At 70.0% G+C, this 24,152-nt stretch carries 20 protein-coding genes and 2 pseudogenes; 17 read left to right on the top strand and 5 right to left on the bottom strand.

The window, feature by feature from the left end; all coding sequences use genetic code 11:
* Positions 1-23: 23 nt before the first annotated feature.
* The gene (locus CGL27_RS09645) at positions 24-1,649 is read right to left on the bottom strand and encodes a bifunctional 3-(3-hydroxy-phenyl)propionate/3-hydroxycinnamic acid hydroxylase (RefSeq protein ID WP_119985953.1); all 1,626 of its coding nucleotides are present in this window, start codon (positions 1,647-1,649) and stop codon (positions 24-26) included.
* A 235-nt stretch (positions 1,650-1,884) separates the two neighbouring features.
* Between CGL27_RS09645 and CGL27_RS09640 the strand changes: the two genes are divergently transcribed.
* The 6 genes from CGL27_RS09640 (at position 1,885) to CGL27_RS09615 (ending at position 7,893) form a co-directional block, all read left to right on the top strand.
* A complete protein-coding gene (locus tag CGL27_RS09640) occupies positions 1,885-2,649 on the top strand; it encodes an alpha/beta fold hydrolase (protein WP_119985951.1) in 765 nt (254 codons plus the stop codon).
* Between the two features lie 50 nt (positions 2,650-2,699).
* Complete coding sequence (locus CGL27_RS09635) at positions 2,700-3,143, top strand: type II 3-dehydroquinate dehydratase (RefSeq protein ID WP_119985949.1); 444 nt, start codon at positions 2,700-2,702, stop codon at positions 3,141-3,143.
* Positions 3,144-3,246: 103 nt separating this feature from the next.
* Positions 3,247-4,605, top strand: a complete 1,359-nt coding sequence (gene ccrA / locus CGL27_RS09630; RefSeq protein ID WP_078644717.1) for a crotonyl-CoA carboxylase/reductase — start codon at positions 3,247-3,249, stop codon at positions 4,603-4,605.
* A 3-nt stretch (positions 4,606-4,608) separates the two neighbouring features.
* The gene (locus CGL27_RS09625) at positions 4,609-6,375 is read left to right on the top strand and encodes a fatty acyl-AMP ligase (protein WP_119985947.1); all 1,767 of its coding nucleotides are present in this window, start codon (positions 4,609-4,611) and stop codon (positions 6,373-6,375) included.
* The gene (locus CGL27_RS09620) at positions 6,375-7,370 is read left to right on the top strand and encodes a beta-ketoacyl-ACP synthase III (RefSeq protein ID WP_119985945.1); all 996 of its coding nucleotides are present in this window, start codon (positions 6,375-6,377) and stop codon (positions 7,368-7,370) included. Before CGL27_RS09625 ends, CGL27_RS09620 begins: the two co-directional genes overlap by 1 nt.
* A gap of 196 nt (positions 7,371-7,566) precedes the next feature.
* The gene (locus CGL27_RS09615) at positions 7,567-7,893 is read left to right on the top strand and encodes a type II toxin-antitoxin system PemK/MazF family toxin (protein ID WP_237299334.1); all 327 of its coding nucleotides are present in this window, start codon (positions 7,567-7,569) and stop codon (positions 7,891-7,893) included.
* A gap of 198 nt (positions 7,894-8,091) precedes the next feature.
* Here the strand turns inward: CGL27_RS09615 and CGL27_RS09610 are convergent, their stop codons facing one another.
* Together CGL27_RS09610 and CGL27_RS09605 are read right to left on the bottom strand one after the other, a co-directional pair.
* Positions 8,092-8,283 carry a hypothetical protein gene (locus CGL27_RS09610; RefSeq protein ID WP_346345729.1) on the bottom strand — a complete coding sequence of 64 codons (192 nt, stop codon included), beginning with the start codon at positions 8,281-8,283 and terminating at the stop codon, positions 8,092-8,094.
* Between the two features lie 268 nt (positions 8,284-8,551).
* Positions 8,552-9,259, bottom strand: a complete 708-nt coding sequence (locus CGL27_RS09605; RefSeq protein ID WP_078644723.1) for a GntR family transcriptional regulator — start codon at positions 9,257-9,259, stop codon at positions 8,552-8,554.
* 120 nt (positions 9,260-9,379) lie between these two features.
* Between CGL27_RS09605 and CGL27_RS09600 the strand changes: the two genes are divergently transcribed.
* The 7 genes and pseudogenes from CGL27_RS09600 to CGL27_RS09570 all read left to right on the top strand — a co-directional run bounded on the left by CGL27_RS09600 (position 9,380) and on the right by CGL27_RS09570 (position 17,634).
* Entirely contained in the window at positions 9,380-10,216 is an 837-nt protein-coding gene (locus CGL27_RS09600; protein ID WP_119985943.1) for a fumarylacetoacetate hydrolase family protein, read from the top strand.
* Between the two features lie 14 nt (positions 10,217-10,230).
* Positions 10,231-11,157, top strand: coding sequence for a VOC family protein (locus tag CGL27_RS09595; RefSeq protein ID WP_119985941.1), 927 nt, complete (start codon positions 10,231-10,233; stop codon positions 11,155-11,157).
* Between the two features lie 291 nt (positions 11,158-11,448).
* Positions 11,449-12,177, top strand: coding sequence for an MFS transporter (locus tag CGL27_RS09590; protein ID WP_240450428.1), 729 nt, complete (start codon positions 11,449-11,451; stop codon positions 12,175-12,177).
* A gap of 11 nt (positions 12,178-12,188) precedes the next feature.
* Positions 12,189-13,676 (top strand): bifunctional 3-(3-hydroxy-phenyl)propionate/3-hydroxycinnamic acid hydroxylase, encoded by a 1,488-nt coding sequence (locus CGL27_RS09585; protein WP_162952930.1) that lies wholly within the window; start codon positions 12,189-12,191, stop codon positions 13,674-13,676.
* Positions 13,673-14,515, top strand: a complete 843-nt coding sequence (locus CGL27_RS09580) for an SMP-30/gluconolactonase/LRE family protein (protein WP_119985935.1) — start codon at positions 13,673-13,675, stop codon at positions 14,513-14,515. Before CGL27_RS09585 ends, CGL27_RS09580 begins: the two co-directional genes overlap by 4 nt.
* Positions 14,512-16,507: pseudogene (locus tag CGL27_RS09575) on the top strand (acetoacetate--CoA ligase). The gene CGL27_RS09580 and the pseudogene CGL27_RS09575 overlap by 4 nt, the downstream one beginning before the upstream one ends.
* A gap of 164 nt (positions 16,508-16,671) precedes the next feature.
* Positions 16,672-17,634, top strand: coding sequence for an amidohydrolase family protein (locus CGL27_RS09570; RefSeq protein ID WP_078644733.1), 963 nt, complete (start codon positions 16,672-16,674; stop codon positions 17,632-17,634).
* A 228-nt stretch (positions 17,635-17,862) separates the two neighbouring features.
* Here CGL27_RS09570 and CGL27_RS09565 read toward each other — a convergent pair whose 3' ends face one another.
* Entirely contained in the window at positions 17,863-18,558 is a 696-nt protein-coding gene (locus tag CGL27_RS09565; protein WP_240450427.1) for a TetR/AcrR family transcriptional regulator, read from the bottom strand.
* A gap of 133 nt (positions 18,559-18,691) precedes the next feature.
* Between CGL27_RS09565 and CGL27_RS09560 the strand changes: the two genes are divergently transcribed.
* Both CGL27_RS09560 and CGL27_RS09555 read left to right on the top strand, forming a co-directional pair.
* Complete coding sequence (locus tag CGL27_RS09560; RefSeq protein ID WP_162952929.1) at positions 18,692-19,303, top strand: NAD(P)H-binding protein; 612 nt, start codon at positions 18,692-18,694, stop codon at positions 19,301-19,303.
* A gap of 287 nt (positions 19,304-19,590) precedes the next feature.
* Positions 19,591-20,226: pseudogene (locus CGL27_RS09555) on the top strand (integrase); the annotation flags it as partial.
* Between the two features lie 329 nt (positions 20,227-20,555).
* Here CGL27_RS09555 and CGL27_RS09545 read toward each other — a convergent pair.
* A complete protein-coding gene (locus tag CGL27_RS09545; protein ID WP_119985929.1) occupies positions 20,556-21,464 on the bottom strand; it encodes a LysR family transcriptional regulator in 909 nt (302 codons plus the stop codon).
* Between the two features lie 132 nt (positions 21,465-21,596).
* On the opposite strand from CGL27_RS09545, the gene CGL27_RS09540 reads away from it, so the two are divergent.
* Positions 21,597-22,715, top strand: coding sequence for a PrpF domain-containing protein (locus CGL27_RS09540; protein ID WP_119985927.1), 1,119 nt, complete (start codon positions 21,597-21,599; stop codon positions 22,713-22,715).
* Positions 22,712-24,145 (top strand): C4-dicarboxylate transporter DctA, encoded by a 1,434-nt coding sequence (gene dctA, locus CGL27_RS09535; protein ID WP_119985925.1) that lies wholly within the window; start codon positions 22,712-22,714, stop codon positions 24,143-24,145. The genes CGL27_RS09540 and dctA overlap by 4 nt, the downstream gene beginning before the upstream one ends.
* Positions 24,146-24,152: the final 7 nt, after the last annotated feature.

Here is a 24,152-nt window from a genome sequence, read left to right as displayed (position 1 = left end):
CGCTGTTCCGCTGTCCGCGGCCGCTATCGTCTCCCCGCCGGAACGCCCGCACCCATGCCGGCCCGCAGGTCGTCCACCAGGACCGCTGCGGCCCCCGGTCCCGAGGCCGCCCCGTACACGTGGTAGTCCGGGCGGATCAATACCGCTTCGACCCCGTGGCGTTCGAGAAAGGCACGGTAGACGCCGCCCACGTCGGCCACCGACATGTTCTGGGGCGTCCCGTCCCCGGGGAGCAGGGCCACCACGTGCGTGCCCAGGCTCGTCAGGAATGCCGACTGCTCTGCGTCGAGGCCGGTATCCGCGCCCTCTGTCAGCAGCAGGACGAAGCCGCGGCCGACCACGTCGTCGAACAGGCCGGTGCCCCTGAGACCACGTACCAGGCCCTGAGGGACCGTCTCGCCGGCCGGGGACACAGGCGAACCGTCCGTACCGCGTCGAAGGAGCCCCTCCGTCAGGGGCCGCGACAGGTCCGGGACCGTCGGACCGCGGCCACGGCGCCTCGCCAGAATCGTGGCATCACGGTCGGCTGCGGCCACGGGGTCCGTCACGCAGATCATCCGGCCCAGCTGGACCGAGGACAGAATCGACTCGCGCACCTGCGCTCGGCGTTCGTCCGTGTAGGTGTCGAGAGAGGACTCCGGGGCGATGCCCCCAAGCACCAGGTCCAGTTTCCACGCCAGGTTGACGACGTCGCGGATGCCCGAGCACAAGCCCTGCCCGGCGTACGGCGGCATCAGATGGGCCGCGTCTCCGGCCAACAGGACCCGGCCTACTCGCCAACGCTCAGCCCACTGGGATTGGAAGATGTAGGTGATGCTGCGCAACAGCGTCGCGGTGTCGGGGGTCACCCCGTGCGGGGCGAGGAGTCGCCAGGCAGTCTCCGTCCGGTTGAGATCCGCGGCCCGCTCGCCGGGCAGCCGCATGAACTCCCAGCGCCGATGCCCGGGACCGCTACCGACCAAGGTGGTCGGCCTGGCCGGGTCGCAGATCTGAATGTTGGTCGGGACGAACTCACTCGGCTCGCGCAGCTTCACGTCGCACAGCAGCCACTCGTAGGAGAATCCGAGGTCGGTGACCGGCACGTCCAGGTGATCACGGACGAAGCTGTTGGCGCCGTCGCAGCCCACTACCCACCGCGCGGTGTACGTGTGGGTTGCGCCGTCCTCGTCTTCGGCCATCACCGTGACCCGGTCGTCTCGCTCCTCGATTCCCACGACCTGGCGGCCCCGCACCACCGTCACACCGGGCAACGCGGCCGCCCGCTCGGCCAGTAGTTCCTCGAGGGCGGGCTGGTGCATGGTATTGGCGTCAGGCCACCCGTACGGGCCCTGCGCGCGAAAGGCGACGTCGAGGAGGATCTCACCGTCGGCCGAGCGCCACTGGTATCCGGTGGCGGGCTCGCTGACCCGGCTGAGGTCCGGGCCCGTCCCGCAGCCGGCGAGCAGGCGCGCGGTCTCGCCGTCGAAGCTGGTCGCCCGGGGCAGGGTATAGGGGCGTCGACGCCGTTCCAGGATCATGGTCTGCCGGCCGCGCTGGGCCAGCAGGACCCCTAGCGTGGCCCCGACCGGTCCGTCGCCGACGACGATCACATCTGCGTCCGTCTCGGGGCCCGCGCAGGCGGGCGGCTTGTGCGGTGACGTCTCGGGCACGGGGAACCCTTCATCGCAGGGTGGCTGGGGCAGGCGCAACTGCCGTACTGGGAACGGCGCAAGACTAACCACGCGTACCGGCGTTCGTGCCGCTCGAGGGGCTGGACTATCAAATCTGGGGATACCAGGTGTCTCCGGCGCGAACCTAGGCTTCCGATACTCCGCCTCACCAACCGCGAGGAGCTCGCCACCGACCGCGAGGAGCTCGTCACCGACCGCGAGGAGCTCGTCCGGTATGACTCAAGCAACGGCGCACTTCGAGAAATGGGTGAGTGTCTCGCACCCCGCGCCGCAGAGCACCGTGCGGCTTGCCTGCCTGCCGTACGCGGGCGGCTCTGCAAGCTTTTTCTTCCCGGTGGCCAAGGCACTGCACCCGTCGGTGGAGGTGCTGGCCCTGCAGTACCCGGGTCGGCAGAATCGGTTCCACGAGCCGAGGATCGACAACATCCCCGAATTCGCGGACCAGATATTCGCCGCGTTGCGGCATTTGGACGACAAGCCACTCGCACTGTTCGGCCACAGCATGGGTGCCGTCCTCGCGTACGAGGTGGCACTGCGCATGCAGGACGCCGGGATGCCCGCGCCGGTACGGGTTTTCGCGTCAGGTCGCAGGGCGCCGTCCCGCTATCGCGATGAGCGGATACATACGGCGCCCGACCCTGAATTCATGGCCGAGATGAGGGCGCTCGGCGGCACCGACGAGACGCTGCTCGGTGACCCGGAAGTTCTGGCGATGATCCTGCCGGCCATCCGTAGCGACTACACCGCCATCGAGCGGTACCAGCACGAGCCCGGCCGCCGCCTTGACTGCCCGCTGACCGTGCTCACCGGAGACAGCGACCCTCGGGTCTCCCGGGAGGAGGCCGAGGCCTGGGCGGAGCACACCACCGCGACGAGTGAGACGAAGGTCTTCCGGGGCGGCCACTTCTTCCTCGCCGACCGCGCGGCCGAGGTCATCGATCTGGTGGCCCGGCGGCTCGGGGGCACTTCCGACCGATGAACGACGGACTGGATGCGGTGGCCCGGACCCTTCGAACGGCGAGGTGACACATGAGCACGATGCTCCTGCTGAATGGGCCCAACCTCGGCATATTGGGCCGCCGCGAGCCGACGATCTACGGCACCGACACCCTGGCCGACATCGAGCAGGCGGTCGCCGACGAGGTGAGCGAGCAGGGCTGGAAGGTCCTGTCCCTGCAACGAGACTCGGAGGGCGAACTGGTGAGCGCCATCCACGAACACGGCCCCGACAGCGTCGGCGCGGTGGTCAACCCAGGCGCTCTCATGATCGCCGGCTGGAGCCTGCGCGACGCGCTCGCCAGCTACGAGCACCCGTGGATCGAGGTGCACCTGAGCAACGTGTGGGCGCGGGAGCAGTTCCGGCACGAATCGATCATCGCCCCGCTGGCCTCCGGGCTCGTGGTGGGCCTGGGCGCGTACGGCTACCGCCTGGCGGCCCGCGCCCTGCTGCACGTAACCGGCGCGTCCCGATGACGGGTCCCCGGAGCGGCCAGACACCGTCAACAAGATCACGACAACGTGCTTCGCGATCACGGACCCGTGCGTCGGGAGGACCCCGCGCCAACAGGAGACAGACATGAGCAGCTTGTCCCGAGCCGTGCTGGACGGCGCGTCCGCCACGGAGATCGAGGCCGCCCCGGTACCCGCCACCTACCTGGCCCTGCATCTGCGGGCCGAGGACACCGACATGTTCAAGGGGGTGGCCGACAAGGACGTCCGCAAGTCGCTGCGTCTCGGCCACGTTCCCATGCCGGAGTTGGCGCCCGACGAGGTCCTCGTCGCGGTGATGGCCAGCTCCATCAACTACAACACGGTCTGGTCGGCCATGTTCGAGCCGATCCCGACCTTCCACTTCCTCAAGCAGAACGCCCGGCAGGGCGGCTGGGCGGCACGCCACGACCAGCCCTACCACGTGCTCGGCTCCGACTGCTCCGCCGTCGTGGTACGCGTCGGCACCGGCGTACGGCGCTGGAAGCCGGGCGACCACGTCACCGTCCACCCCGTACACGTCGACGACCAGGAGCCCGCCACTCACGGTGACGGCATGCTCGGCTCCGAACAACGGGCCTGGGGATTCGAGACCAACTTCGGCGCCCTGGCCGAGTACGGGATCGTCCGATCCACCCAACTGCTGCCCAAGCCCGCCCACCTGACGTGGGAGGAGGCCGCGGTCAACCCGCTGTGTGCGTCAACCGCCTACCGGATGCTCGTCAGCGACCGCGGAGCCCACATGAAGCAGGGCGACATCGTCCTGATCTGGGGCGCCTCCGGGGGCCTCGGCTCGTACGCCATCCAGTTCGTCAAGAACGGCGGCGGCATCCCGGTGGCTGTCGTCAGCTCCGCGCAGAAAGAGGCGGCGGTGCGCGCCCTCGGCTGCGACTTGGTGATCAACCGCACCGAGCTGGGCATCACCGACGACATGGCCGACGACCCCCGGCTCGTCGTCGAGACCGGCAGGAAGCTCGCCAAGCTCGTAGTCGAGAAGGCCGGCCGGGAACCTGACATCGTGTTCGAGCACACCGGCCGCGTCACCTTCGGGCTCTCCGTGATCGTGGCACGACGCGGCGGCACCGTGGTGACCTGCGGATCCAGCTCCGGCTACCTGCACACCTTCGACAACCGATACCTGTGGATGAAGCTCAAGAAGATCGTCGGCAGCCACGGAGCCAACTACGAGGAGCAGCAGGCCACCAACCGGCTGTTCGAGAGCGGCGCCGTCGTCCCGGCCATGTCGGCCGTCTATCCGCTCGCCGCGGGCGCCGACGCGTGCCGGATCGTCCAGACCAGCCGGCAGGTGGGCAAAGTCGCGGTGCTCTGCATGGCACCGGAACCCGGGCTCGGGGTGACCGACCCCGAGCTGCGCGGCCGGATCGGGGAGGACCGGCTCAACCCGCTGCGCGGTCTCACCGCCGGCCCCGATTCCAGGGAGCTCTGAAACGTGACCACGGCCCGGCCGGTACCACATGTCGACTTCCGTACTCTTCCCGATGCCCTGTGGCACCGTGGCGAGCGGCAGCCGGACAGAACCGCTTATGTCTTCCTGAAGGACGGCGAGGACGCCACGGAGTCGCTGACCTACGGGGAACTCCACGAGGCGGCGTGTCGCCGGGCCACGACGCTCAGCGCCGCGGGGCTCACAGGCCGCAACGCTGTCCTCATGTATCCCTCGGGCCTGGAGTTCGTGCGGACGTTGCTCGGCTGCATGTACGGCCGGGTGGCGGGCGCCCCGGTCCAGCTGCCACGTCGTCGCGCCGAGGTGGAGCGGCTACGCCGTATCGCTGACGACGCCGGCACCTCGACCGTCCTGACCACGACCGACGTCATCCGCGACCTGCGCGAGCGCTTCGCCGGCCTGCCCGCCCTCGACGGGCTCGACCTGGTGGCCACCGATGACCCGGGCGCGCTCCACACAGGAGACCCCAGTACGCCGGAACGCTTGCCCGACCCCCAGGACATCGCGCTGCTCCAGTACACGTCCGGTTCCACCGGGCACCCCAAGGGCGTCATGGTCAGCCACGCGAACTTCCTCGCCAACGTGGTCGAAACCGATGAACTCTGGCCGTGCGAGCCCCGCGGAACCGTGGTGAACTGGCTTCCGCTCTTCCACGACATGGGGATGCTGTTCGGTGTCGTCCTGCCGCTGTGGGCGGGCATTCCCTCGTACCTGATGGCCCCTGAGTCCTTCATCCGCCGACCCGCACGCTGGCTGGAGGCGCTATCCAGGTTCGGCGGCACCCACTCGGCCGCACCGAGCTTCGCCTACGAACTGTGCGTGCGGGCCGCGGAAAGCGGCATGACCGCAGGCGTGGGCGACCTGGCGAGCTGGCGAGTGGCCGTCAACGGCGCCGAGCCCGTGCGGTGGAGCGTGGTCCGGGCCTTCACTGACACGTTCGCCCCTCATGGCTTCGACCCGATGGCCATGTGTCCCGCCTACGGGCTCGCGGAAAACACCCTCAAGGCCACCGGCACCCGGGCGGACCGTGAGCCCATGGTGCTGTGGCTGTCCGCCGAAGCACTCCGGGAGGGCAGGGCGCAACCCGTCGGGGAACGCACCGACAGTGCCGTCCCGGCGGTCGGCAGCGGACGTGATGTCGCCGGCACTCACGTACGTATCGTGGACCCCGTCACCCGGCAGCCCTGCACGCCGGGCCAGGTGGGGGAGATCTGGATCTCCGGACCGTGCGTCGCGGACGGCTACTGGGGCCGCCCCGCCGTCAGCGAGGACACCTTCCGTGCCCGCGTCGACGACGAAACCGATGACGCCACCCCGCACCTGCGCACCGGCGACCTCGGCTTCCAGATCGACGGCGACCTGTACGTCACCGGCCGGATGAAGGACGTCATCATCCGCAGGGGCCGCAACCACTACCCGCAGGACATCGAACTGTCCGCCGAGCGCGCCGTACCGGGGCTGCAACCCAACTGCGCGGCCGCCTTTTCGCTCGACGACGGGGAGCGCGAACGACTTGTGGTGGTCGTGGAGACCGGCGGACGGGTCCTCGGCACCCTGGGCGCAGATGGCCTGCGTGAGCGCGTGCGCGAAGCCGTACGAGAGGAACAGCGGATCACACCGGACGACATCGTCGTCATACGCCGCGGCAAACTGCCGAAGACCTCCAGCGGCAAGGTACAGCGGCGGGCATGCCGCTCGCTCTACCAAGACGGTGAACTGGTCCGCCTGGTCTCGTCCGGCGGGGAGGCGTGATGGCGGGACTTCGCACCGCCGCGGGCTCTGCCCACGCGAGGATCCATGGCGTAGGCGCGTACCGGCCGTCACGGGTCGTGACCAACGACGAGATCTGCGCGCGCATCGATTCGAGCGACGAGTGGATCCGCCGCCGCTCGGGCATCGTCACCCGGCACTTTGCCGACTCCGACGAGACCATCGTCACGATGGGCACGGAAGCGGCCCGCAAGGCGCTGGCCTGTGCCGGTACCGACCCGGGCGACGTGGGCCTCGTCCTGCTGGCCACGACCTCCTTTCTCGAGCAGGTGCCGCCCGCGGCCCCGCGTATCGCCCACCTGCTGGGGACCCAGGCGGCGGCCATGGACGTCGGCGCGGCCTGTTCGGGCTTCTCCTACGGTCTGACGCTGGCGGGCTCCGTCGTCCGCTCGGGCGAGGCCCGGTTCGTCGTGGTCATCGGCTCGGAGCGGATGAGTGACATCGTCGATTCGGCGGACCGGGGCAGCGCCTTCCTCTTCGGCGACGGCGCCGGCGCGGTCGTCGTGGGCCCGTCCGACACACCCGGCCTCGGCCCGGTGGCCTGGGCGTCCGACGGAGTTCAGCACTGGGTGATCGCCCACGACCGCTCCTGGCTGGACACCCGTGACGGATCCGGACCGTGGCCGACCCTGACAATGGCCGGTCCGGAGGTGTTCCGCTGGGCGACCCGGACGGTCCCGGAGATCTCCCGGCAGGCGCTCGACGCGGCGGGGCTCGACGTCGCGGACCTCGCCGCTTTCATCCCCCACCAGGCCAACGCCCGGATCGTGGACTCCGTCGCCAGGTCGCTGGGCCTCGCCCCGCACACCGCGGTGGCCAGGGACGTCGTACGGGCGGGGAACACCTCGGCAGCCTCGGTCCCGCTCGCCATGGACGCCCTGCTGGCTCAGGGCGGGCTCTCCCGCGGCGATCCGGCGCTGCTCGTGGGCTTCGGCGCGGGACTCACCTGTGCCGCCCAGGTAGTGGCCCTGCCCTGACGCTTCCTCGTGGCGACATCGGTAACCGATGTATTTTCAAGACCTTGGAATGGTGCCCGCGAGCCGGGCGGGTAGCGCTGATACGGGCCGGACGCGAGGAGGGCATGTGGAACGCGGCGAGGTTTGGTCGGCTCAGTTTGACGAGGAACGACCTGTCGTGCTGCTCCAGGGAGGCGCAGGGCCAGAATTCCCGGCCATGCAGATCGTCGAACCGGTTACCCCGGCGCAGAAGCTCGGATTCGTCTGGATGTCCGGCGAGCAAGCCGCCGATGCCGACGAGCGACGCCGGATGGTCGAGGAGTTCGGGCCCGAAGCGCTCATCGGCATCGAGGTCTTCTTCGGAGCCGAGGAGGGCCTGGCGGAGAGCGGCGTGGTCCGAGTGGTGCTGCCCAGGGCCGGGAAAGTCTTCTGCACCTGGAGGACGACCGTCAGCGAGGAGTCGCTGACCAAGCGGATCGGCGCCCTGTCCCCGGCCAAACAACGCGAGCTGGACATCGCCCTGGCACTCGCCGACGATCAGTGATCACGCCTCATGCTGACTGCCACGAGTTCCCCTGTGGGGATAGCGTTTTGAGGCGTTCTTCAGGCTACCCCGGTTTGTGCTTGCCGGCTCGGTTTCGTCCAGCGTCGCTCCGCCGATCCGTCCGGTCTTGCGGGCCTCACGGTTTCAAGCAGCCACCGCGTTTACCACCGTGAAGATCCGGGTCGCCGCCAGCATCGGCTACGGGCCGACCGAGAACACCACCTTGGACAGGGAGGCGAACCACAGGCGGTCCGCGGGTTCGTACCGTACTCGCCCTTGTAGTTGGCGTCGTAGCACGGCGGTTTCATGGCGCAGGACGAGAAGTTCGGCCTCCTTCGAGGTGTCCCGCCGTAGAAGCACCGTCGGGACGGCGAGAAGGCGTCGAGTCACCTGGTACAGAAGTGACAGCAGGCCGCCGCCGACCAGACTCAATGACCCAGCTGTGCCGCACACTTCCCGCCGTCGGCGCCGACCCTTGTACAGCCGACTCTTCTATAGCGGTTGTCCGAGGGAAGGCGGTCGCGAGGAGCGGCCTTTCCCTTCACCGGTCCGGCGCCGCGCCGTTCGGAAACGCACACGCCCGCCGGGGGTTCTGTCTCCGCGGGAAGACCCCGTCAGCCGGCCGGTGTGCCGGGCTCCCGCACTCCGAGCCCGGCCCTCACGGGGAGGAGGGGCCGCGGTCCTGCTTGCTTTCGTCCTCGCGCCGCCCGTAGTCGTTGAGCAGCAGGTGCGTGGTGATGTTGATGTGTCGGCTGAGCGCCTCGACGACGCCTGGTACGTCCCGTTCGATGGCGCGATCGCAGATGGTCTTGTGCTCTGCCGCGATATCGCGGTTGCTGTGCTCGGTCGGTGTGCGGGCCCAGCAGCGGTAGACCTCCGCTGCCTCGCGCAGCTGTGTGGCGATGTCCCGCAGCTGTCGGTTGGGGCATCCCTCCAGCAGGACGCGATGGAAGCGGGCGTGGGCGTTCAGCCAGCGTTCGTTGATTTCGCCGGCGTCGCCGAAGACGGGAACGCGAGCGAGATGGTGGTGCGCGGCGAGCAGATCGGACTCCCACTCGATGGTGCCGGCGGTGACGGATTCCCGGACAAGGTGGGTCTCGATGAACACGCGGGCCTCGGTCAGCTCCTCCAGGCGCTCGGGTGAGACGGTGACGACCCGGAACCCCTGTTGCGGCGCGAAGGTCGCCAGTCCCTGGCCGACCAGCCGGGGCAGTGCCTCCCGCAGTACCCCGCTGCTGGCGCCGTACTTCTCCTTCAGCGCCTCCACCCGCAGACGTGAACCGGGTTCGTGTCGTCCGTTGAGGATGTCCGCGCGCAGCCGCTGGTAGATCTCCTCGGCGCGGGTCATGGAGCCGGTAGTCGCCATGTCGCAGATTCTAGCGCACCTAGATATTCCAAAAAAATCTCGAGATTTTCTTGACGTGTCGACAGGGAAGGGCGTTGACTCCAGTCATCCCAGAAGCAGGAAGACCGGAGGCGGCGCGCTATGCGGACGACGACCAGAGCAGGACGGATGTGCCTGGTGACCGGGGAAGCGGTGATCGATGCCGAGCAGGCCAGTGCAGGCCGGTTCCCGGCTGATCCGCTGACAGTGTTCGAGGAGTGGGACGCCTTCCGGTCCTGGGCCGCTGAGCTGGAGGCCGCGGGTGTCCAGGCGTCGGAGGGGCCGGACGGCAGCGTCTCGCCGACACCGCGGCAGGTATTCGCGATCGGGCTGAACTACCGCGACCACGCCGAGGAGGCCGGCCTGGCGACGCCTGAGTCCCCGTCGGTCTTCACCAAGTTCGCCACGTCCCTCACCGGCCCCGACACGCAGCTGCGGCTGCCCGGTGGCCGCGTTGACTGGGAGGCCGAGCTGGTGGTGGTGATGGGGCGCCGGGCGGAGCACGTTCCCGCAGGGGACGCCTGGTCCTATGTGGCCGGGCTGACCGTGGGGCAGGACTACTCCGAGCGCGATGTGCAGTCCGTGGGCCCCGTGCCGCAGTTCTCTCTCGGCAAATCCTTCCCCGGATTCGCGCCGACCGGCCCGGTGCTGGTCACGGCCGACGAGTTCGCCGATCCGGACGACCTTGCGATCGAGTGCCTCGTCAACGGGGAGAGCGTCCAGAAGTCACGCACCTCTTCGATGATCTTCCCGGTCCCGGAACTGATCGCACGGCTGTCCGCGGTGTGCCCGCTGCTGCCGGGCGACGTGATCTTCACCGGCACCCCCTCAGGAGTGGGACACGCCCGCACTCCCCAGCGCTACCTGCGGCCGGGAGACGAGGTCGTCACGCGTATCGAGGGCATCGGACAGCTCCGGCAGACCTGCGTCGCCGCCTGAGAGAGGGGCGCTCCATGGCTTTGCACAGGCTTCAGTCACTCACCGTCGGAGTGCCGGATGTGGCCGAGGCGGCCGACTACTACGTCGACTTCGGACTCGAGCAGGTGGCACCCGGACGGTTCGCCACCGTCGAGGGCGGTGAGCAGTTCTTCCTCGAGTACTCTCCCGTCCGGCGGCTGCTGGGGATGGCGGTCGCCGCCGACGACGGCGACGACCTGGACCGGATCGCCGCGAACCTGGACCGGCTCCAGCTGCCGTGCGAACGCGACACCGGCTCCCTGCGCACCAGGGAACCCATCGCCGGTATATCGGTCGAGGTCCGTGTCGCACCCCGGCTGACCCGGGTCACCGTCGCGGCCACCCCGTACAACGGCCCCGGACGCCTGGACCGCGCCGGCACCCGGGCACCCGTGCTCTCCCGCACCGACCCGGTCCGACCCCTGGCCCTGGGCCACGTCGTCATCGGTTCGGTGGAGCAGGAGTCGACCCAGCGGTTCTTCACCGAAGGGCTCGGTTTCAAGGTCAGCGACGTCGTGCCCGGCACGGCCGCGTTCATGCGCTGCTCCACCGACCACCACAACGTCCTGGTGCAGCAGGCGCCACTGAACTTCCTGCACCACACCTCGTGGCAGGTGACGGATGTCGACGAGGTGGGCCGGGGCGCCACGAGCATGCTCACCGAGCACCCGGAACGTCATGTGTGGGGGCTCGGCCGCCACCACATCGGGTCGAACTTCTTCTGGTACCTCAAGGACCCGGCCGGCAACTTCAGCGAGTACTACGCCGACATGGACTGCATCGTCGACGACCAGCTGTGGACGCCACGCTCCTTCGAGGGCCTGCAGGCGCTCTATGCCTGGGGACCTCCGCCTCCGCCGTCGTTCCTTGCCCCCGAGGACCTGGCCGCGCTGATGACCGGTGCCCACACGGCCAACGGCTGAGCGTCCCCGACACCGTGAAGTGCGGCGGGACACGCGGCCCCGCCCCACGCCCTGTCCGCTTCACACCGATGAGGCCCGAACCACCCCTCCTCGAGCCGACCCGCCGTCGGCGCGCCGCACAGAAGTAACTCCGCCCTTTCACGCAGTTCGCGGTCAGCGGTCGCGGCGGGTGGGAGCGCCGAGATCGGAGCCGGAACATTGAGCACATCAGCGTTCGCCCGTCGGGGCGGCCGGTCGTCCCCGGGGCCTTCATCGCCGGCGGGCACCGCACCCGCCGTCGGCCTGGCAGGGATGACACTGGAGGGTTTCGACCTTGTCGCCTTCGGCGCGACGACACCGCTGCTTCTGGACTACCGTCCCTGGCACCTCTCCATTGCCTTCGTCGGCCTGCTCGGCAGCCTCACCCCCATCGGCATGCTCGTCGGCTCCTTGCTGGTCGGCCAGTTCACCGACCGGTTCGGCCGGCGCCGCACGACGCTGATCAGTATCGGGGCCGTCAGCGCCGGGATGTTCGCCTGCGCCGTGGCCCCCGTTCCGTCGCTGTTCGGCGCGGGCCGATTCGTCGTCGGGCTCGCCATGTCGCTCCTGGCCGACCGTGCCGGATCACGGGGGCCGATCACGGCCTGCTTCGTCCTCGGAGCCGCGGCGATCGTCGCCATGAGCACCCGGCTTCCGCTGCCGGTGCTCTACACCATCGTCATCGTCGGCGGCTGCGGCGCGGTCGGGGTCCAGGGGCTGATCAACGTGTATATCTCGCGTTCCTACCCGGTGACCGCGAGGGCCGGCGCGGTGGGCGTCGCGCTCGGAGTGGGCCGCATCGGCGCCATCGCCGGCCCCACGCTCGGCGGCTGGATTCTCGCGGCCGGCCTCCAACCCCGTTGGAACTTCATCCTGTTCGCCGTCCCCGCCGTCCTCGGTGCGGCCCTCACCCTGGCTGCCGGCGGACGAGCACCGCGGAATCAGGGCCGTCCCGCTCCCTCGCCGCGCGCCAAGGAGCCGACGGCCGGACAAACACAATGAGAGAGCACACCATGGACACCTACGACGTCGCCGTCGTCGGCTGCGGCCCGGTGGGGCTGACCCTCGCACGGCTGCTGGCGATGAAGGGGCTGCGGGTCGCCGCCATCGACCCCAACCGGCTCGTCTGCCATCATCCGCGCGCCACCCATCTCGACGACGAGATCATGCGCCTTCTGCAGACCCTGGGCGCGCAGGACATGGAACACCGGTTCCTGCGCCAGACCGCCTGGACACTGCACCGGGAGGACGGGCGGGCCTTCCTGCAGCAGATGCTGCCCGAGGAGGAGTCGGACCAGGGCTGGCGCACCGACTACCAGTTCCACCAGCCGGACTTCGAGTCGCGGCTGCGGGGGCTGCTCGCGGCCGACGCGAACGTGGACCTCTGGTTCGGCTGGACGGTCAGCGCGATGGAGCAAGATGACACATCGGTGCGGCTGACGCTGCTCGACCGGTCGACCGGAGCCGAAACCACGCTCACGGCCGGCTACGCCGTCGGCTCGGACGGCGCCAACTCCTTCGTCCGGCAGGCGATGAACGCTGAAGTCGAGGACCTTCACGGGACTCAGCGTTCCCTCATCATCGACATCCACCCCTTCGAACATCCCGCACAACTCCCAGCGGACAGCGGATTCATCCTGTGCCGGGGGGAACGGCCCGTGACCTATCTGCCGATCTTCCCGCCGATGCTCCGCTTCGAGTTCATGCTGCTCGACGAGGACGACGCCGCGGAACTCGAACGACCGCAGTCGGTGTACGACCTGCTGAGCCGCTGGCTGGAACCGGGCAGCTACCGGATCATGCGCACCGACACCTACGAGTGGCACGCCCGGCTCGTGCGCGGCTGGCGGTCCGACCGCCTGCTGCTCGCCGGCGACGCCGCACACCAGATGCCGCCCATGCTCGGCCAGGGCATGTGCTCCGGGCTGCGCGATGCCGCGAACCTGGCATGGAAGCTCGCCGCCGTCGTGAAGGGCGAGAGCCCCTCAGCGCTGCTCGACACCTACGAAAGTGAGCGCGCCCCGCACGTGCGCCCCTACATCGAGGAATCCGCCCGGCAGTCCAACCTGATCGAAGCGCTCGGTACGGGCGAGGTTCCCGAGCCGAACGGAACGCAGACGATCGAGAGGTTCCGGCCGCTGCTGGGACCGGGCCTGGTCACCCGGCCCGGCGGCGCCATCGGGCAGCTGAGCCCACAGCCGCGCGGCGCGAGGGGGGAGAGGCTGGACGATGCGAGCGGATACGGCTTCACCGTTGTCGGGAGCCCGGGGGTGACCTCCGCCGTGTCCGCGGACGTGCGGCAGATGTGGCGCCGGCTGGACGCCGTGGTCGTCCCGGAGACCGGACCGGCCGTCGACCGCTGGCTGGCAGCCCACTCGGCGGCCGCGGCGATCATCCGTCCGGACCGCTACACCTTCGCGCTGGCCACCGACACGGCGGAACTGGAGCAGGCCACCCGCGACTTGGCGCGGACGGCATCGATACAGGAGGCGGTGGCGTGAAGAAGTACGCGGCCGGGATGAGGTGGGGGGAGGGCCCCCGCTGGCAGCGCGGTGCGCTGTGGCTGTCCGACACCCAGGGCGGGAAACTGTGGACCGACCACGACGGTCGCTGGCGGGGCATCCCGCTGGACGCGGTACCCAACGGCCTGTGGTTCCTGCCGGACGGGCGGCTGGCCGGCGCCATGATGCATGAGCGGCGCATCGGAGTGTGGACCGGTGAGCAGTTCGCCACTTACGCGGACCTGAGCGCGGTGGCCACCGGCCCGCTCGGCGACATGGTCGGTGACCCGCACGGCAACCTCTACGTGGACGATGTCGGCTTCGCCGCGCACGCCGGTGAGCCGCCGCGGCCTGGCCGGTTGGTGCGCGTCGCAGCGGACGGGTCGGTGCGCGTGGCCACCGAAGACGTCGAGTTCCCCAACGGCCTGGCCCTCGTCGACGACGGTCGCACCCTGCTCGTCGCCGAGACCACCCGGCAACGGCTGACCGCCTTCACCGTCACGGGCGACGGGGCGCTCACGGACCGGCGCACCTACGCCGACCTCGCCCATCTGGTCGGTACCCACGCCCGGCCGGACGGTATCTGGCCGACACAGGACGGCGTCTGGGTGGCCACCACCACCGGACACGCCGTCGCCCTGGTCCGGGAGAACGAGCTGGTCACCTCGGTGGACACTGGGGAGCTGCTGCCGATCGCGTGCTGCGGAGACGGCGGGAACCGGCTGTTCGTCACCCTCGCCGACACCCATGGCCTCCCTCTGGGGGAGGCCATGGCCGCGAAAGCGGTGCACACGACGGTCGCACTGCTCGAGGCCACGAAGGAGGGGGACGCCGGATGAGCACGAAGCAGCCGGACTGGACCCCGACGCCACAGGCCGTCGAACACTCCCGGATCACCGACTTCGCGCGGTTCGCCTCGCCGCGCGCCGGACGTGACCTGGGCGGTGACTACCACGCGCTGTGGGCGTGGTCGGTCGACGACGTGAACGGCTTCTGGGCGGCGGTGTGGGACTACTTCCGTCTGCCCGAGCGCCCGGCGGGGCCCGCGCTGGCGGCCGAGGCGCTGCCGGGAGGCGTGTGGTTTCCCGGCAGCACGCTGAACTACACGGCCGAAGTCTTCCGCGACCGGACCGGCACCGACACCGCCGTCATCACGGTGACCGAGGACACCGGCCCGGTGGCCATCACCTGGCACGAACTGCGGCGTCAGGTCGCCTCACTCGCGCAGGCGCTCACCGAACTCGGCGTGCGCCTGGGCGACCGGGTGGTGGGGTACCTCCCCAACGGCGTGCAGGCCGTCGTGGCCTTCCTTGCCACCGCCGGTCTGGGCGCGACCTGGGCGGTGTGCGGGCAGGACTACACCGCCGCCGCGGCCGAAGCGCGGTTGGCGCAGCTCCGGCCGACCGTGCTGATCGCCGCGACCGGCTGTCTCCACGGCGGAAAGCACATCGACCGCCGCGCCGATGTGGAAGCCCTGCGCGACGCGCTGCCGACCCTCACGGCGACCATCGCCGTGGGGGACGCGGCAGGGGCGGTGCCCGGTGCCCTCCCGTGGTCCGCGCTCACCGGGCGCGACGCCGAACTGACCCCCGTACCAGTCCCGTTCGACCACCCGCTGTGGGTCGTGTTCTCCTCGGGCACGACCGCCGAAGGGCATCGTGCACGGGCACGGCGGGGTCGTGCTCGAGCAGCTCAAGAACCTGGGCCTGCACCTGGGCCTGCGCTCCGGGGACCGTTTGCTCTGGCACACCACACCGAGCTGGATGATGTGGAACGTCCTGGTGGCCGGCCTGCTACTGGGCGCAACGGCCGTCTGTTACGAGGGCAGCCCTGCCTATCCCGGCATCGATGCGCTCTGGCGGCTCGCGGCCCGACTGGAGGTGAACGTCCTGGGCACCAGCCCCGGCTACCTGGCGGCGTGCCGCAAGGCCGGTGTGCGGCTCGCCGACCACCATCCGGCCTCTCTCGAGCGCCTGGGGGTCACCGGCTCGGCGTTCCCCGCCGACCTGCAACACTGGGTCGCCGGCGAACTCGGGTCACGGACACAGGTCGTGTGCACCAGTGGTGGCACCGACGTGGTCACCGCGTTCCTCGGCGCCGCACCCACCACGCCGGTCTGGGCCGGTGAGCTGTCCGCCCCTTGCCTGGGCGTGGCCGTGGAAGCCTTCGGCCCGGACGGCAGGCCGGTGCGGGGCGAGGTGGGGGAGCTGGTGGTGCTCCGGCCGATGCCGTCGATGCCGCTGTACTTCTGGGACGACCCGGACGGCTGCTCGCGCTACCGCGGCGCCTACTTCGACGTCTACCCGGGGGTATGGCGGCACGGCGACTGGATCACCATCACCGACCACGGCTCGGTGATCCTGCACGGCCGGTCCGACGCGACGCTGAACCGCCACGGCATACGCATGGGAAGCAGCGACATCTACGGTCCGGTGGAGCAGCTCGAGGAGATCGCGGAAGCCCTCGTCGTCGGGGTCGAGCAGGACAGTGGCGGCTACTGGATGCCGCTGTTCGTCACCACCACCGACGGCATCGACGTCGATGACGTGCTGAGCGAGAAGATCCGCGACGCCATACGCCACGGCGCCTCCCCCCGCCACGTCCCCGACGAGATCATCCAGGCCCCCGGCATACCGCACACCCGCACCGGCAAGAAACTCGAAGTCCCCGTGAAACGTCTGCTGCGCGGAGACGCCCAGCGCTCCGTGGTCGACCCCGGCAGCGTCGACAGACCCGAACTCATCGACTGGTACGCCCACATCGGCGCCGCCCACCGTACGCGCAACGGCACCGCTGCCGGCTCCGTCGCGTCCCCGTCACCGAACGGCTGACCGGGCGGCATCGCCCCCCGGCAGGGGGCCGGGCCGTCCGGAAGCCGCCGGGCGGGTGCGGACACGTCTCGCCCCGCCCGGCAGGCTGCCGGCCTTGGGGCTCTTACCGCCGCCGTCGGCCACCGGCACACCACCACAAGGACATGTGACGAAGGAGTCCTGCCATGACCTACATCGCGCTGGAAGAAGCCTTCACCATCCCGGAGCTGTTCGCGCGCCAGCCCTCGACGCCCCAGAAGATCCAGGTCAGCGACCAGTACGCCAAGGACTGCCGACGCCGCCTGGCCGACTTCGAGGAGCACCGTCTTCCCGAGATGGACGCGCATGGCATCGACATCCAGGTCCTGTCGCTGAGCGTCCCCGGTATCCAGGCCGACACCGACGCCGGCGCCGCCGTCGACAACGCCCGGTTCGCCAACGATCACCTGGCCCGGACCATCGCCCGCCACCCGACCCGCTTCAAGGGGTTCGCCGCCCTGCCTCTGCAGGACCCCGCCGCCGCCGTGATCGAACTCAAACGCTGCGTCGAACAGCTCGGCTTCAGGGGAGCGCTGGTCAACGACCACACGCAGGGCCGGTACCTGGACCATCCCGCGTACGGGGAACTGTGGAGCGCACTGGAGGAACTCCGTGTGCCGTTGTACCTCCACCCCGGCTCACTGCCTCGCGATGACTGGCACGTGATGCGCGGACGGCCGGAGATGTACGGGGCCAGCTGGAGTTGGCAGGCCGAGACCGGCGGCCACGCCATGCGGCTGATCTATGCCGGAGTGTTCGACCGGCACCCCGGTGCGACCCTGATCCTCGGGCACCTCGGCGAGTTTCTGCCGTTCCAGCGCTCCCGCTTCGACTCGCGTTACCGCTCGCTCCAGGTCGACGCGCCGCTTGAGCGGATGCCGTCGCAGTACTTCGGGAGCAACATCCTGATCACCACAAGCGGGGTATTGGCCCCGGAGGCCGTGCAGGCCGCCGTGCTGAGCATCGGGGCCGAAGCGGTCATGTTCGCGATCGACTACCCGTACGAGTCCACCGCCGAAGCGGTGGACTCGATCGAGAAGTGCGACCTTTCACCCGAGGTGAAGGAGAAGATCGCCCATCTGAACGCCCGGCGCGTGCTGGGCATCTGACCAGCACGAAGCCGTGCGGTGCTCAAGGCAGCCAGCGCAGGCACCGCGTTGCCGACGCCGGCTGTCGACTGCGGTTCGCCCGCCTCCTCGCCGCCTCATCCGGCGAGGGACGGCCGACGGCCGCGCCAGGGCTCAGGGAGACACATGGCCGCCCCACCGGTCACCGGCGCGGCGCCACGTCCGCTCACAGGAGGCAGAAGCAGGTCGCCCATGCCGATGCCACGGCCCTTACGCGTCTCGGAGACCGGCAGGCCCGGACGCCCCCTCGCCCTGGGACAGGAGGGCCCCGATCTCGGCCGCCGGCCGACCGGTGTGCAAGCTGATCAGGTCGGTGAGCAGACCGTCCAAGGGCGGCCAGGGGATGGCTCCGTGGTCGTTGTAGAGGCTGACCAAACCGTGCAGGGCGGTCCAGAGCATGAGTCCGGCCTGCCACTGCTGATCCGCCGCGCACCGCTTCCGCTCCCCGGTGGTCGCAGCCGCCAGGGAGGCGACGACGGCGCCGAGCAGCTCGGCCCCGGCGCCGTGGGCCGTACCAGGGACGAGGTCGGCAGGCATCCGGCCGCCGAACAGGGTGCGGTAGTGGCCGCGCTGGTCGACTCCCCAGTGCACATAGGCCGCGCACCGGGCGACGAGGTCGGCCTGCGGGCTCGTGGCGGGCTGCGCGGCCTCGTCCATCAGCCGGGCCAGCTCCTCATAGCGAAGCCGTAGCACGTGTTCGATCAGTGCGCTCAGGTCGGGGAAGTGGCTGTAGATGCTGGCCGGCGCGACCCCGACCTCACGCGCGACCTGCCGGAGCGTCAGTGTCTCCGGTTGATCGAGAGTGGCCAGCAGCTTGGCCGCGGCGTCCACAAGCTGGGCCTTGAGCACCTGTCCCTGCCCGCGCGGATTGCGGCGACGGGGAGCGGACCACTCCTGAGACGACACCTCGCTCCCTTCCGGCCAGGGTGAACGGTTCAGCAACAGGTGTTCACCTTACAGGTGGCCTCACTTTGACACTGATAACCAACGGTTGTTTACTCAAGTCGCCAACGGTTGTTCAGTCAAGGAGCGGATGATCATGCGCATCGCAGTACTCGGAGCCTCGGGCCGGACCGGCGGCACGCTCGTCGACCAGGCGCTGGAACGCGGACACGAGGTCGTGGCCCTGGTCCGCACGCCGTCCAAGGTCACCGTGTCCGCGCCACGGCAGGTCGAGATCAGGCAGGCTGACGTCACCGCCCCGCAGAGCTTCCCCGGCCTGACCGACATCGACGTGGTCGTCTCGGCCATCGGCATCGGCAGGGGCGACGGCCCGGGCGCGCTGGTCGCCGGGGCCAGGAGGCTCGCCGCGGCGAACGTGCGCACGGTATGGCTCGGAGCGCTGGGCTCGGGCGTGTCGAGCCGGTCCGGCGGCCTGATCTACGCAGGGGTGATGCGGGTGTTCGTCGGATCGGAACTGGCCGAGAAGGCCGAGGCCGACGAGATCGCCCTGAAGGCCGGCGCCACGGTGTTCCACGCTCCGGACGTCACGGACGCCCCCCTCAGTCCCACCCGGCGCATCGTGCCGCTGGCGGAGCTGCGGCGCCCGCTGGTGCCGCCCAGGATCTCCCGCACCACGCTGGCCGCGCTGCTGCTGGACGAGGCGGAGACGAGCAAGCACGGCAACGGCATCCTCGTGCCCCTCAGCTGACCCTCGGCCGACGTGACAGCCCCGGTGTCCACGGGGCGCGAGCAGGTTTCCCGCCGGGGACCGTGACCGCGGTCGCGCAGCCGGCCGCGGCCGGAACCGAGGCATGACGAAGGAGTCCACCGCGTCCGGCATGCGCATCGATCAGCGGCCGTCGCGATTGCGCTTGCCGAAAATATCGTCCGCCCTGGTGGGATGCGGTGCGCACGGTGTACTGGAGGCCGGTCGGCGTGGTCGCCCGAGCGGGAGCTCTCGCGAGGCCGGCGCTCGCGGCGGCAAGATGATCGACCGTGTTGCTGCGACTGGCCTACCTGGGCGTGACGAATGCGTTCGCCATGCTGCGCCTGCTACCAATGGGCGGTCGGGACAAGACTGCCGGGATACTCGCCTTGCGCCACCAGGTCATGGTGCTGGAGCGCCAACTCGGCCAGGAGCGGGTGCGGTTCGCCGCGAGCGACCGGGGATTTCTGGCGGCGCTGCTGCACCGGCTTCCCATGCACGTGCTCCGCGGGGTGCGGTTGCTGGTGCGTCCGGACACGGTGCTGGTCTGGCACCGCGACCTTCTCGCCCGCCGTCAGGCTGCCGCCTCCCGGCCCAGGCGCTCGGGACGGCCGCGGACCGTGCACTCGGTGCGGGCCCTGGTGTTGCGCCTGGCGCGGGACAATCCCGGTTGGGGGTATCGCCGTCTGCACGGTGAACTGCTTGTCCTGGGCGTGAAGGTGGCCGCTTCCACTGTCTGGGAGATCTTGCAGGAGGCCGGCGTCGATCCGGCACCCGAGCGGTCCTCCAGCACGTGGGCGGACTTCCTGCGCTCCCAGGCCGATGCCCTGCTGGCCTGTGACTTCTTCGAAACGGTCATCCTGTCCGGGGCTCGGATGTACGTGCTGGCCGTCATCGAGCATGCCAGCCGACGGATCCGGGTGCTGGTCTGCGCAGCACGTCCCGTGGCAGCCGGTACAGCAGCGCCGTCAGGTATGCCCGGTCGCTCGGGGTGAACCGCCCCCGATCCTTGCCGAGTTGGCGCTCCAGCACCATGAGCTGGTGGCGCAGGGCGAGGATCTCCGCGTCTTTGCCGCGGTCGCTCATCGGTAGCAGGCGAAGCACGGCGAACGCGTGAGTTACAGCCAGGTAGCCCAGTCGCAGTACACGGGCGCCGGCCGGAAGGCGGGGCGTCGGCGAGTCCGGCGTGAGTGCGGTGCGGGGCCGGTGCGGGCCGTTTGCCCGGGCCTGGTCTCGGGCACTGGCTCGGCCTATGTCATGACGACGTGCCGGTCGTAGCGCTGTCGCGCAGGAAGCCCGCGAAGGCCCCAGCGGCGGGGGTGAGGGCGTGGTCGGCCATGCGGACCAGAAGGATGCGGCGTACCGGGGCGGGGGGTTGCAGTGGCAGGACGCTGACGCCGCCTCGGGTGCCTTCCAGCGCCAGGGTGGGGGCGAGGGCGACGCCGATGCCGGCGGCGACCATGGCCTGTGCCTCCTGGTAGTCGTGGGCCTCGTAGGCGATCTGCGGCTCGAAACCGGCTGTGTGGCAGCTGCGGGCGAGAGCCTCGGCCACCGGGTGGTTCTCGGCGCGGGTGATCCAGGGGTCGTTCGCGAAGTCGGCGAGGGCGGCCGAAGGGCGGCCGGCGAGGGGGTGGTCCTTGCTGACGAGGAGGGCCGGGGGGTCGTCGACGAGTGAGGTGACGACGATGTCCTCGCGGTCGATGCGGTTCCAGTCGTAGTCCCACATCAGGGACATCTCGATTTCCCGGTTCTCCAGCATCGCCCACAGGCCCGCGATGCGGGCGCTGCGCACCGTCAGCCGTACGTCGGGGTGGGCTTTCCGGAAGGCGATCACGGCCCGGGGGAGGAGGGAAGCGCCGACGGTGGGGAAGGTTCCGATGCGGAGGATGCCCGCGCGCAGTCCCGCGAAGTCGGCGAGCTCGTTCTCGGCGGCCGTCAGTTCTCGCTCGATCCGCTCCCCGCGCTCGGCCAGGGCGCGTCCCGCGTCAGTGAGCGTGACACCCCGCGCATGGCGCTCCAACAGCGGCTGCCCAGCCTCCGCCTCCAAGCGGCTGACCTGCTGGGACACCGCTGAAGGCGTGTAGCTGAGAGCCCGCGCGGTCGCGGTGACCGAGCCCCGGCGGGCGACCTCGGTGAAGAGCAGGATGCGCCGCACATCGAGCACCGCGCCACCTCCAGCATTAATTCCAACTTAATACCCATGCAGATTTCCGAGATTGTACTTCATGCTCTCCGCCCCCACCGTGGATCACACCACGCACGGAAGTGCCGGCGGGGTTTCCACGAGGAGTCTGTTGTGTTGCGTCTGCAGGGCGAGATGATCCGCGGAGGAACCAGCAAGTGCTGGATCTTCGACCACCACGATGTGGTCGCGACCGGCGTGGACGCCGACACCCTGCTGCTCGCCGCCTACAACGCCGCCGACCCCCGCCAGATCGACGGCGTCGGCGGTGCCTCCTCCACCACCTCCAAGGCCGCGATCGTCCGGACACCGGCCGAGCCGGGCATCGACGTCGAGTACGCCTTCGCGCAGGTCGGCATCGGTGACGAGCGCGTGGAATGGACCAGCAACTGCGGCAACTGCGCCACCGCCGTCGCCCTGTACGCCGTCCACAACGGCCTGGTACCGATCACATCGGACTCCACCACGGTGCGGATGCTCAACGTCAACACCGGGGCCCGCCTCACCGGCACCATCCCCACCCCGGGCAGTACGGCCCCCGAAGAGGGCACGGCCGCGGTGCCCGGCACCGCGGCGCTCGGAGTGCCGGTCCTGCTCGGCTTCGAGGACCCGGCGGGTACGACCACGGGGCGCGCCCTGCCGACCGGCCGCGCCCTGGACACCCTGACCGGGCCCGCCGGTCCGGCCGAGGTGTCCCTGGTCGACGCCGGCGCCCCGGCCGCGCTGTTCGAGGCCAAGGCGTTCGGCCTCGACGGCACCGAGTCGCTCACCGAGTTCGCCGAGGCGGTTCCCGCGCTCACCGTGCTGCGCCGCGAGGCCGCCCTGGCCATGGGCCTGGCCGACCGGAACGACCCGGTCAGCCATGCTGTGCCGAAAGTCGGCGTCGTTGCCCGGGCCGCCTCATATCGCACCACTCATGGCACTCTGGTCAGTCAGGACGAGTACGACCTGGCCGTACGCATGGTCTCCATGCACGCACCCCACCCGGCGATCGGCCTCACCTCGGCCGTCGCCCTGGCCACCGCGGCCGCCATCCCCGGCACGCTCGCCCACCGCGTCGCCCGGCAGACCGCCGACGGCACGCTGCGCCTGGGCACCCCGGCAGGTGTCATCACCGCCCAAGCCGTCCCCGCACCGGACGGCGCGTCCCCCACGGTGCTGCTGCACCGCGCCGCCCGCCGCATCGCCCGAGCCGAACTTCTCGTTCCCGTCCTGGAAGGACGCCCCGCATGAGCCGCAACGATGCCGCCCCGGGTACCGTCACCGCTCCACCACGCCGCACCCGCCGGCTGCTGTCCCTGCTCTACGTCCAATGCCTGATCGGTGTTCTCGCCGGTGCCGTCGTCGGCTGGCTGTGGCCTTCCTTCGGCGCCGAGCTGAAGCCCCTGGGCGACGGCTTCATCGCGCTGGTGCGCATGATGATCGCGCCGGTCATCTTCTGTACCGTCGTCCACGGCATCGCCTCCATGGGCAACGCGCGTGCCGTCGGCAGGGTCAGCCTCAAGGCGCTGCTCTACTTCGAGGTGCTGACCACCGTCGCCATGGTGATCGGCCTGGTCGTCGTCAACGTCGTCCAGCCCGGCAGCGGACTGCACGTCGATACCTCCACCCTCTCCACCAAGGGGCTGCCGCCCGAGGCGACCGCGAGCCACGAGAGCTTCTCCGCCTTCGTCCTCGCCATGATTCCGGACACCCTGCTCAGCGCCATGACCGGCCACGAGATCCTGCCGGTGCTGGTGGTCTCGGTGTTGTTCGGCTTCGGCCTCAACGCCGGCGGCGAGGCGGGCGCGGGGATCGCCCAGGGCATCGAGAAGCTGTCCAGGATCCTGTTCACACTCATCCGCTGGATCATGCGGCTGGCCCCGATCGGCGCCTTCGGCTCCATGGCCTTCACCATCGGCAACTACGGCCTGGACACCCTGCGGCACCTCTTCCTGCTGGTCGGCTCCTTCTGGCTCACCGCCCTGTTCTTCGTCCTGGTCGTCCTCGGTACGGTCATGCGCGTCAACGGCCTGCGCCTGCTGCCCTTCCTCCGCTACATCAAGGAAGAGCTGCTGATCGTCCTGGGCACCTCGTCCAGCGAGCCGGTGCTGCCGCGCATGATGGCCAAGCTCGAGCACGTGGGCGCATCCAAACCGGTCGTCGGTATCACGCTGCCCGCCGGGTACTCCTTCAACCTCGACGGCACCGCGATCTACCTCACCATGGGCTCGGTCTTCCTCGCCCAGGCCCTCGGCATCGACCTCAGCCTCACCCAGCAGCTGTCGATGCTCGCCATCATGCTGCTCACCTCCAAGGGCGCCGCCGGGGTCACCGGGTCCGGCTTCGTAGCGCTGGCCGCCACCCTCAGCGCCGTTCCCCACGTACCCGTCGCCGCCCTGGCGCTCATCTTCGGCATCGACCGCTTCATGTCCGAGGCCCGCGCCCTGACCAGCGTGGTCGGCAACGGCGTCGCCACTCTGGCGGTGGCCAAATGGGAGGGACAGCTCGACGAGGACCGTGCCAAGGCCGTCCTCCGTGGCGATATCCCGTACACCTCCGCTCCCGAGGCCGGCCACACCCCCGATCCGCAGGTCGATCCCGCACCTGGCGAGAAGCCCGCGGAAGCCGACCCGAAAGCAGCGGCCGGAGCGGACCGTGACCCCGTGCCCGCCGTCGGCTGACGCACCG

It is taken from the genome of Streptomyces sp. 11-1-2 (genome assembly GCF_003595545.1).
Taxonomy (GTDB): Bacteria; Actinomycetota; Actinomycetes; order Streptomycetales; family Streptomycetaceae; genus Streptomyces; species Streptomyces hygroscopicus_B.
Note: the sequence above shows the minus strand (reverse complement) of the source record. Positions and strands in the feature narration are given on the sequence as shown.